This is a genomic window from Aquirufa avitistagni (assembly GCF_042715545.1).
GTDB lineage: Bacteria > Bacteroidota > Bacteroidia > Cytophagales > Spirosomataceae > Aquirufa > Aquirufa avitistagni.
Genome location: NZ_JBBKXZ010000004.1, coordinates 220806 through 232487 on the forward strand (window position 1 = coordinate 220806; position 11682 = coordinate 232487).

The 11682-nt window shown below is 38.7% G+C and carries 6 protein-coding genes; 1 reads left to right on the forward strand and 5 read right to left on the reverse strand.

Annotated elements, in window-relative coordinates; genetic code table 11:
• The first annotated feature begins 73 nt into the window (after nucleotides 1-73).
• Nucleotides 74-2260: a B12-binding domain-containing radical SAM protein gene (locus U0R10_RS11140; protein WP_377984051.1), complete on the forward strand. Its 2187-nt coding sequence runs from the start codon at nucleotides 74-76 to the stop codon at nucleotides 2258-2260.
• Nucleotides 2261-2898: 638 nt separating this feature from the next.
• Here U0R10_RS11140 and U0R10_RS11145 read toward each other — a convergent pair.
• From U0R10_RS11145 to U0R10_RS11165, 5 genes are all read right to left on the reverse strand, one after another.
• Complete coding sequence (locus U0R10_RS11145) at nucleotides 2899-4356, reverse strand: glycoside hydrolase family 32 protein (RefSeq protein ID WP_377984052.1); 1458 nt, start codon at nucleotides 4354-4356, stop codon at nucleotides 2899-2901.
• Between the two features lie 100 nt (nucleotides 4357-4456).
• Nucleotides 4457-6163 (reverse strand): RagB/SusD family nutrient uptake outer membrane protein, encoded by a 1707-nt coding sequence (locus U0R10_RS11150; protein WP_377984054.1) that lies wholly within the window; start codon nucleotides 6161-6163, stop codon nucleotides 4457-4459.
• A 60-nt stretch (nucleotides 6164-6223) separates the two neighbouring features.
• Nucleotides 6224-9361 carry a SusC/RagA family TonB-linked outer membrane protein gene (locus U0R10_RS11155; protein WP_377984055.1) on the reverse strand — a complete coding sequence of 1046 codons (3138 nt, stop codon included), beginning with the start codon at nucleotides 9359-9361 and terminating at the stop codon, nucleotides 6224-6226.
• A gap of 26 nt (nucleotides 9362-9387) precedes the next feature.
• Nucleotides 9388-10308, reverse strand: coding sequence for a carbohydrate kinase family protein (locus U0R10_RS11160; protein WP_377984056.1), 921 nt, complete (start codon nucleotides 10306-10308; stop codon nucleotides 9388-9390).
• 4 nt (nucleotides 10309-10312) lie between these two features.
• Nucleotides 10313-11629, reverse strand: a complete 1317-nt coding sequence (locus tag U0R10_RS11165; RefSeq protein ID WP_252624079.1) for a sugar porter family MFS transporter — start codon at nucleotides 11627-11629, stop codon at nucleotides 10313-10315.
• Nucleotides 11630-11682: the final 53 nt, after the last annotated feature.

The following is an 11682-nucleotide window of genomic DNA, read 5'->3' on the forward strand; positions in this document are numbered from 1 at the left end:
TTTGCTGAATTTGCAAAACTGCCCTTAAGGGGGGACTTTTCTTTTAGCCGCTTTTGAAGTACTTTTGACGTCCATGAGCACAAAAAATCCGAAAGTATTTTTTATCACCCCACCATTTACCCAGTTAAATACGCCTTACCCAGCAACGGCTTATTTAAAAGGGTTTTTGAATACGAAAGGATTGGCGTCTGGTCAGGCCGACTTAGGTTTGGAGGTTATCCTACAACTTTTTTCAAAAACAGGACTCCAACAATTATTTGAATACATTGAAGGCTCAGGACAAAAACTAAATGCCAATGGGGCGCGTATGCTCCGACTCAAAAAGTCCTACCTGCGAACCATCGACCCGGTTATCTCCTTTTTGCACGACAAAAATCCAACAATGGCGCACGTCATTGCTGAACAGAATTACCTACCTGAGGCATCCCGTTTTCAGCAAATAACGGATTTAGAATGGGCCTTTGGCAGTATGGGAACACGGGATAAAGCGCGGCATTTGGCAACACTTTACCTAGAAGATATTTCAGATTTAATCATCGAAGCCGTTGATCCACATTTTGGTTTCAGCCGCTATGCTGAAAGACTAGGTAGGTCAGCTTCCACATTTCATGAATTACACCAAGCACTTGATGCGCCACTTACATATATCGATGACTTATTGGTCGCACATTTAGAGGCCAAAATCGAACAAGAAAAACCCGATCTAGTCGCCATAACGGCACCATTTCCTGGTAATTTATACAGTGCATTGCGCTGTGGACAATGGATTAAAAAACACCATCCACACATCAAAGTAGCTTTTGGTGGTGGATATGCAAATACTGAATTGCGCTCCTTACAAGAACCTCGCGTTTTTGAATTTGTCGACTTCATCACGTTGGATGATGGAGAAACGCCTTTGATGAATCTTTTGGAGCATCTACAAGGCAATCGAGCATTGAAAGATTTGAAACGAACTTTTTGCTGCATCGATGGAACCGTCACCTACCTGAATGGATCGAAGGATTCTGACGTGAAGCAAAAAGATGTAGGCACCCCAGATTACACGGGTTTACCATTAGAAAACTATTTATCGGTGATCGAAATTGCCAATCCGATGCACCGTTTGTGGAGTGATGGCCGATGGAATAAATTGACCTTAGCACATGGCTGTTATTGGGGGAAATGTACCTTTTGTGACATCTCATTATCCTATATCAAAGACTACGAATTCACCTCGGCACCCATGTTAGTTGACCGAATTGAGGACATGATTGCCCAAACAGGCAACAACGGTTTTCATTTTGTAGATGAAGCTGCACCGCCGGCATTGATGCGTGATGTGGCATTGGAAATTATCCGAAGGGATTTGACGGTTGTTTGGTGGACAAATATTCGATTTGAGAAGAGTTTTACGAAGGATTTATGCCAACTCCTGGTGAGGTCAGGCTGCATTGCCGTTTCGGGTGGATTGGAAGTTGCCTCTGACCGATTGTTGACATTAATCGACAAAGGTGTTACGGTCGAACAAGTTGCCCAGGTAGCTGATCATTTTACACAAGCAGGCATATTAGTGCATGCTTATTTGATGTATGGCTTTCCAACACAAACTGCACAAGAAACGGTTGATTCGCTGGAAGTGGTTCGTCAATTCATTGAAAATGGGGTGATGCACTCTGGTTTTTGGCATCAGTTTGCCTTAACGGCGCATAGTCCGGTGGGCCTAAATCCGGACGCATATCACATAAAAATACTAAACCCTGAACCAGGTAGCTTTGCTAATAATGATTTGGAACATGCGGATCCTACGGGAACGGATCATGCCCAATTTAGTGAGGGGTTAAAAAAATCGTTGTTTAATTACATGCATGGCATTGGATTAGACATGCCGCTGCAGGAATGGTTCGATTTTAAGATACCCCGTACACAGATTCCTAAGAACTACGTTGCTCGTATTTTAGCGCCAAAACCAGAAGAATTACCCAAACCCAATGCTAAAATTTGTTGGCTCGGACCCATCCCTTCCTTGGAAAAACGCTCTAGAGATAAGTACATATTGCAAATGAGTTTGGGACGGGACGAAGAGGAATTAATTGTTCCTGAGCAATTGGGCATGTGGCTTGTTGACATATTAGCGCGCATCTCACTTGGACCTTCCAAAACATGGACATTTGAGGAATTCCAAAAAGAGTTCAACCCATCAGGCTTGGGAGATTTTAGAAATTTTTGGGAGGGAGAAATCGTAGAGGAATTGCGCGAAATGGGATTGCTAGTGATATAGCAATAAATAAAAAAGCCTCAGATTTATCTAAAGCTTTTACCAAGTTGGCGGTCCGGACGGTGGGAACGAAACAAATCTGACTGAACTCAAATCGGACAAAAACGTCAAAATATAATGGTATAGGTATTATATTGGTTAATCTAATTGTATCAAATCAGTTCGTTCTGCTTCGGTTTTAGCACCACCCTCACCTACTTTTTGGAATCTCCAGATTTATGAATATGAGGTTTAAATGTTGGGTGCTTGGGTTTGCTTTTTGGTTATATCCCACGTCTTTCATTCGGGGTACCATCAATTTTATTTAGCTTAGGACCAAGTTTAATTGCAGCAAATGTTTCCATAATTAAATGCCATAAAATAATAAAATGATCACAAAAATTTCACAACCCATTTAAAATAAATGATAGTTCCAGTAGTCTCAAAAGTGCTGGACCAACCCTTTATATAAATAATGATAAAGGAATCGTTTTCACCATTTCAAAACAACCTCCAGTTTCTTTTTCCGTGGCACGAGCTGGGAATATTACTTCCCAAATATTCTTTTTTATTACTTTTCAATCGAAAACTAATAATTCAGATATTTGAGAACAATTAATGAATAATGAAACCAAATGGAATAAATTAAACTTGGTGCTTTATTAATCTTTTAACAAAGAAAGGATTATTTTGCCTCCATTTTTTTGGGGGAAAACCAAATCAGTCAATACGACTTTACCTTCATTGGCGAATACTTCTACAATTGAATTATCTACAAAAATATCTAGTTTCAGGACACCATTTTGGGGAACCACCTGCATACTTTCTATACTTGAGAAATTTTTGTTAAAGTCAATTTTTCCAGACTTGGTTCTGTCAAAAAACAATTTTTGAGTCATTGCATTATAAGTTAGCACACATTTCTCTTCCTCATTTTTTAGCAATTCCATTGCAAAACCATTGGAATTTCCTAAGTCAATAACTAAGCCTAGTTTGTAGGAATTATTTTTCATTTCCCAAGTTTTCGGTTTTGTCAATTCACTCGCTTTCAGTATTAACTCTTTGGAGTGGATACGATTGGAATAGATTGGCTTTTGAACTAAACGAAATTGCCCATTTTCTTTGACCAAAGATAATTTTCGTGGCATCGAAAACATCCCTCTCCTGCCTTCTGAAGGAATATCTCCTGCATAGCTCCAGTTGCTACCCCAGCCAATAATGATCGGATTTTTGTCTTTTGCAGGAAGGTTTTGAAAGGGGATTGCCGCATAAAAATCTTTCCCTCGATCCAATCTTAAAACCCCTTCTTGTTTGTCTGGCACAAATGATTTTCCATCAAATTCCCCTACGAAATATTGCATCCCAGTAAATTCTGTGGCCTCCGCTGCGCTCGAAATCAGCATTACCCATTTTGAATTATCTGAATTTTCGACAGGAACCTTAAATAGAGATGGACATTCCCAAATCTTTGCTACATCACCCATTTTGCCAAACTCACTCAATAATGTCCACTCTTTCAGATTTGTAGATTCGTAGATCTGCACCATAAATTCCAGTGGTTTTGCAACAATCATTTTCCACTTTCCTTCCTGCATGAACACATTGGGGTCTCTGAAATCCTTCAAACCGATAGCTAAGACAGGGTTCTTGTCATAGAATTTCCATGTTCTTCCTTTGTCAGAACTATAAGCCAAACTTTGACTCTGTGCCATACCTTCTCCATTTTTATTTAAGTGAGAAGTATATATGGCCACCATACCTTTGGTAAAACCTTTCTCAAAAAAGCCCGACGTATTTAGACTATCCACAACGGCCGCTCCAGAAAATACCATGTTAGTTGAACCATCCGCGTTCATCGTTTCAGGTATGGCAAGCGGTAGTTCTTCCCAAGTTTTAAGGTTTTTGCTCACAGCATGCCCCCAACTCATGTGCCCCCATTTATCTCCCGCTGGATTATACTGATAAAAAAGATGGTACTCTCCATCCAAATAGACTAATCCATTGGGGTCGTTCACCCAATTTTTTTCCGGAGTGTAATGGTAAGCGGGACGGTAAGTAGCAGAAGGGATACATGCATTTAGCAGGCATATAACAGCCAAAAAAGTGACTAATTTTTGCATTGATTTTGAGTTTATGATGAATGAATTAAAAAAAATGGTAGTAGTAAAAAACTACTACCATTCGAACCATTTTTAACCATTAATAAAATTGATAGGTATTTTAGAAGCCTGGATTTTGCTTATACAATCCATTCGTGAAAGTGATTTCCGCTTGTGGAATTGGTAGATATTCATCCCGTCCAGCTGTAAATTTCGCTGTCGCTAAATAGGGTCTTCTAACTTTCTCTTTTGAAATGTACCCATTCAGCGTTTGTTCAGCAATACCCCAACGTACTAAGTCAAAAAAACGTGAGCCTTCTGTAGCAAATTCAATTCTACGCTCCCACATTAAAGCTTTCCAAGCAAAATTCTGTGTCCAGACTGTAGATGAATAAGGCTTTACATTATACTTGGAAGCAAATGTTCCGTCTGCTTTTTTTAGTCTTCCCGTACTTGCCGCTGCTCTATTTCTGATTTGATTAATGATGTCTAAAGCTTTCTCTTGTTGTCCTAATTGAATGTAAGCTTCGGCCTGCATTAACAAGACATCATCGAAGCGTAGAATATCATAATTTTTTGCAGTTCCCATAAATGGTCCAAGTTTGAAATATGAACCACTAGAGGCCAATTGTTGAAAACGCATGGTATGAAAATTTCCATATACACCTGCATCACGTACCCAACTATTGCTGAAAGGTTTTGAATTATCATATTTATATGGGTGTCCATCGATTCCAACGGTGTGGTCAAGGCGCGGATCAACGGTTTGATTATTCAGATTTGCATTGCTGTCATTAAATGTTTCAAAATTGGGCCAACCGTCAATATCAGTGGTATGTGCATTAACTAAGTTTTGACTTGCTGCATGAAATCCACAACACCCATATTGTGGAGCTCCGTGAGGATAATTCAAGCCATCTTCGTAGCTCATACGTCCTGCCGTCGTTCCATCATTCACAGTAAATTGGATAGCAAAGATGGATTCTGGACCATTCTCCGTTTCCGGCAAGAAATTATCTGCAATGTCCGAGCTTAATCTATATTTCCCGGAAGAAATAACTGCTTGTGTAAGGGAAACAACCTCTTGCAATTTTGTTTTATTGATATTTACAACTTTATGAGTTGCATCTTGCTCATAAGCCTGGTACAAACGTACCTTGGCTAAATAAGCCTGAGCTGCTACCTTATTTGCACGAGCTACCTCTTGTTGTGTAGTTGGTAAATTATCAATAGCAAATTGAAAATCAGCCGCAATTTTATTCCAAGATTCATCATTACTTAGCGTATTAGAAACTTTTAGAATCTCTTCATCAGAAATAGTTTCATCGAAAATAGGAATGTTTTTGTACAATCTTTTCATAACAAAGTAGCTATGACCTCTTAAAAAACGCAATTCAGCTAAACGTATTTTTTTAGATGGATATTTGGCTTCATCCAGCGTATTTACGGCACGAAGGGCGACATTACATCTAGAAATTGACTTGAAAAGGTTTTGCCATGAACGAGTTACAAAGGCACCAAGCGTAGGAGTAGTCAGATTATAGTGTTCTAAGGCATCTATTTCTCCAACGTCACCCGTACCACCCCCACCTTTGTAGGCATCGTCAGAACGAACACTTCCGTATACCCAGTCACTATAGATGGGTCCAATCATATCACCATTTCCAATGGCCGCATAAGCAGATGTCACCAAACCATCAATGGCCGCTGGAGAGGTCAAATCAGATGAAGACAATACACCTGTGGGTGTATAATTTAGTTCATCCTGGCAGGAGCCGAATAAAAATAGGCTCGAAACGATTATAGTTGAAACTATTATGTTTTTCATTTTTTTAAAAATTTAAGTTTTATTACCCCCTTGGAGGTCATTCATTAATTCGATTTAGGATTAAAAAGATGCGTTAATTCCGAAAGTGAAGGTTTTTGGAATCGGCACAGGGTCAAGGTCAATACGCTCTGGATCTGGGCTCAAGTAATTCTTGCTTTTTAACCAAAATAAGTTTTCAGCCATTCCATAAAAACGAATTCTTGAAAATACAGATTTAGGAGTGAGGTTATAACCTACTTGTATGTTTCGCATTTTGAAATACGAAGTATTGACGATGAAATAGTCAGACGTACGACCTTCTCCATTGTTATCCTTCAATGTTAGAGCAGGCACATTGGTATTTGTGTTTTGGGGTGTCCATGCGTTAAATACACCGGGACCAACATTTTCTCTACTTCTCATTAAATTATTGAAAACAGTATACACATCAAAACCTTCTCTACCCGCTACACCTGAACCGAAAATAGAGGCATCGAATTTTTTATAGATCAAATCTAATCGTAATCCATATTCAAGTGCTGGTAATGTGGTACCAATCCAAGTTCTGTCCAAATCATCAATTCTATTATCTCCGTTAATATCCACATATCGAATTCTTCCTGGACCAGCACCTATTTGTTTAGGAGCCGCATCTACTTCAGCTTGCGATTGGAAAAGTCCATTGGTCTTGTAACCGAAAATATCAAATTGTGAATGTCCAATAATGGTATTTACCAAGTTCCCTGCATAAGCTGGACGTACATTTTCTGGCAATTCGGTAATTTCATCTCTGAAACGTGCAAAGTTTGAAACAAGATTGAATTTCAAATCATTTCCCACTGATCCACGGTATCCTAATACAAATTCCCAGCCTTTATTTGATTTTGATGCACCATTAACTGCTTTTGATTGTCCCTCACCAAGCGTTGCCGCTACTGGTGGCGTAATCAAAATGCCGGAAGTATTACGCGTGAAATAATCAAATGATCCGAAAATTTTATTGTTCAAAATAGCATAATCTAAACCTACGTTAATTTCATCTGTAGTTTCCCACTTTAATCCCGAATTGGCCGCTTGTGTTTGAACGAATCCTGAAGGCAATGTCCCGGTATTAGCTCCAGACAAAGAATAAGCTGTACCGATGTTCATGTATTGTTCCCAAAAACCACCAACTAATTGAGCCTGAGTTGTTCCGTATCTTGTATCAAATAGACCAAAACGAGCTAAATCACCAATTTGTTGATTACCTACGCGACCTACGCCGACTCTTGCCTTGAGTTCAGAGAAAATTTTATTACTCTTCATAAAATTCTCTTGGTCAATTCTCCAACCTAAAGAGGCTGCAGGGAAAATTCCATATTGATTATCTGAACCAAAACGAGATGAACCATCACGACGAACGGTAACAGCAGCTAAATATTTATCTGAAAAATTATAATCAACACGAGCAAATTGAGAGAATAAACGACTTCCTGTAGAACCTCCTGAAACAGTGGTGTTTCCTGTTCCAGCATTTAGCGTAAAATAATCCTCTGATTGAAGAGCAAATCCTTCTTTCTTCGTGAATTGAAAATCCAAATCTGTTTTGATATATTCAGTACCAACTAAGAATTTGAACTGATTTTTCGCATTCAAATCCCAATCATAACGCAATGTATTTGACCAAGTTGTACTGATGTAATGATTTTGGTCAAAAGCTAAGCTGTTTGTCGTGCGGTTAAAAGCGCCTTCCGAAAATGTAGGCGTTATCACCTTATTTAAGTATGTCGCGTTATCAACGCCCAAATTCGATTTGAAAAAGAGGTTTTTGATCGGTTGAATTTCTACGAAAATGTTTCCAAACGAACTCAAACGATTTGCATTGTTCCATTTCGCAAGTTCTTGCATGTGCAAAGGGTTATTTCTATCCGAATATCCACCACCTGATGCACCCGCATATGTTTTGCCGTCTTTCTGAAAAACAGGAATTGTAGGGACAAGGGTAGCAGCTAAAAAAGTAGTTGAAGCACCTCCCAAATCTCTTGCAGTAAGTGTTTCATTCGAATTTGCAATGCGTAAATTAACACCAAACTTCAATTTGTCATTGTATGCTCGTGTCATAGCGTTGATGCTTCCGCTCAAACGGTCGTAGTTCGTAAATCGCAACATCCCCGTATTTTTCAATTGCCCAATATTGATTTCTAACGAAGAATTTTTATTTCCATAAGATGCCGTGAAATCATTTTGTGTCACGATACCTGTTTTGTACATGACATCTTGCCAATTGGTATCACCTACTGGTGTATTGGCGTCTCCACCTACGAAAGGTTTAAGGGTAACGCCATTTAATTTTGGACTTTGGAAATTATTATTCCAGTCAAAGGAATAGATATCACCATAACCAGCAGCAGGGTCTTGCCCATCATTGACAGAGGCTTGCCACAAGGCTTTACCTCTATCCAAAGAGTTCAACATATTAAAACGCATGGATTTTTCTGATTGCGCAGAAATACTGCTATTGAATTGAAATTCAATTTTTCCATCTGAATTAGCTCCATTTCTTGTGGTGACGATAATAACCCCATTCGAGGCTCTTGCACCATAAATAGATGCAGCAGAGGCATCTTTCAAGACTTGAACTGATTCAATATTTGACGGATTCATGTTTTGGAAAACTTCAGGACGAGTCGTTGGAATTCCGTCAATGATATACAATGGGTCGTTATTCCCCAAAGTATTAGATCCACGAATTAAAATTCGGGAGTTACTACCATTAGGGGAACCATCTTTTTCAATGTACAAACCAGGTACACGCCCCTGCAAAGATTGCATCGGGTTACCTGAGCTGATATTTTTGATGGGTTTCAAATCAACAACCACCACTGACCCAGTCAAGTCTTGTTTTCTTTGAGACGTGTAACCTACTACTACTACTTCGCTCAATTCTTTTCCATAAGCTAAGGTAATTTGTACATCGCTGACTCCTTTAATGGATACGTCCTGTTTTTCATACCCACTAAAACTTACTTGAATAGTAGAAGCACTTTCAGAAACTGAAACTGAAAACTTGCCATTTACATCGGTGATTGCACCAATTTTTGTACCAGTCACTAGTACACTTGCACCGATAAGAGGCACATTATTGTCGCCTCCTCGGACCGTGCCAGTCACCTGGCGTTGGGCATAAGCCGCTTGTAATGTTAAAAACATCACAAAAAAAGATAATAAGGTTTTTTTCATAATTTGAATTATTTTAATTGTATGTATTAAACTTTACTAAAAGGAACTCGTACTGAATGATTATTTATTAAAAGCTGAATTTGTTCTTTGGAAATTAGAGGAGAAGCTCCATGGTGAGTGGCCACACATGCTCCCACTGCACATGCTTCAATCAAGGCATTTTCTAGGGCGACATTTTTTAAGAAATTTGAGATAAAGGAGGCTAAAAAAGAATCACCGCTGCCAATTGTATCCACTACATCAACCACAAATCCCGGACTATGGAAAAACTCCTTTTGATGTAAAAGCATTGCTCCATCTTCACCCTGTGTTACACAAATCGTATCGATGTTAAATAATTCGGACAAATGATTTAGGTTTTCTTGAATTGTCCCTTTGGTAAAAAACCAGCCTGATATTTCATCTAATTCAATGTGATTAAGTTTCAGGAAATCTGTTTTTTTCAGTAAAAACGTGATAGTTTCTTTGTTGTAATAAGGTGGGCGTAAATTAATGTCCAACACTTTAAATTTTGCTACCTCCAAGAGTATTTTAAGTGTATTAAAGGTTTCCTCTGACCTGGCTGAAAGACTTCCAAAGACGAAACAATCAGAATGTTTAACTGCTTCCAATGCATCAATTTCTACTCCGATATAATCCCAAGCTACGGGTTTGACAATTTTGTAGCTAACATTATTTTTATCTTCAATATTCACTTTCACAACACCAGTTAGGTGCGTTTTCCCGTGTTGGATAAATTGAGTTGATAGCCCATTATCTTTTATAAATCTGAGCAATTCATTCCCTAAATCATCTGTGCCTACTCTACTAATGATTACAGCATTATTACCCATATTTTTCAATTGAATAGCAACATTCATGGGGGCTCCACCAGGCATTTTTCCTGTAGGAAGCATATCCCAAAGCATTTCGCCAAAGCAAATGATCTTGTATTTATGAATCTGCATATTTCTAGTGCGTAATTATTATGTTATCCATGTTTTCAAGTGATTTTCCTTTAGTTTCAGGCATGAGTTTCCATACAAAAAGCAATTGTAAAACCATCATAGAAGCAAAAAAGGCAAAGACGATCCCACCCCCAAAGGTTTCAGCAAAATAAGGGAAGGTAAAAGTGATGAAACTCGCCATTAGCCAATGTGTAAAACTGCCTAAGGCTTGTCCATTAGCTCGGACTTCATTAGGAAATATTTCCGATATAAACACCCAAATAACTGCTCCTTGAGAGAAACCAAAGAAAGAGATATACGCGAAAAGATAAAAAGGAACATTTAAACTCATTTGTTGGCTAAATAATGCCTGAGAAACCAAAATAAGTGTAAGAATAAGTCCGACGGAGCCTACCTTCATTAAGGTTCGACGTCCAAAATGATCAATCATCGAAATACCTAACAATGTAGAAATGAGGTTCATTAGCCCAATTCCCGCCGAAGACAATAAAGCTGAATCTTTACCAATACCTCCCATTTCAAAAATGCGGGGAGCGAAATATATAATTGCATTGATACCAGAAACTTGGTTAAATACCGCAAATAATACTGCTAACAAGATTGGCCGACTATAGGCTTTTTGGAACAAAACTACTTTCTCTGTAATGGTATTTTTCTGGATTGAGACGATGATCTGCTCAGCAGCATCTTTGTCAATAGAATGAAGAATAGTTCGTGCGGTGGAAACATCTCCTCTTTGAAGAATCAACCAGCGTGGGCTTTCAGGAATTAACATAACCGTAATGGTAAAAATAAGCGAAGGGAAGGCTTGTACTCCTAACATCCAACGCCACTCATTTTCACCTATACCAGATAAAAAGTAATTTGACAGGTAGGCCATTAAAATCCCTAAAACGATATTGAACTGAAACATCGCTACCAAACGTCCGCGCTTGTGAGCTGGAGCGATTTCGGATATATACAAGGGAGCAACGACCGATGAAACACCAACTCCTAGACCGCCCATAAATCTGAATATTAAAAATACCGACCAATCGAAAGCATAAGCGGTACCTAAAGAAGAAAGCAAATAAAGAATGCCGATAATGAAAAGCGATTTTTTTCTGCCAAATTTATCGGCAAGAATACCCCCAATTAGAGAGCCTACAACAGTACCAATTAAAGCAATAGAAACGGTTACTCCGTGTTCTAAGGAATTGAGTTCCCAAAGTTTTTGAAGTGTTTGTTCAACACCAGAAATTACGGCCGTATCGAAGCCAAAAAGAAAACCACCCAAAGAAGCCGAGAGCGACCAGAAAAATATTTTAATATTTTGATTCATTACAAACTTATTACGTTTTAATGAATCAAAATTAGAGCAATCCTGTAGGGCAG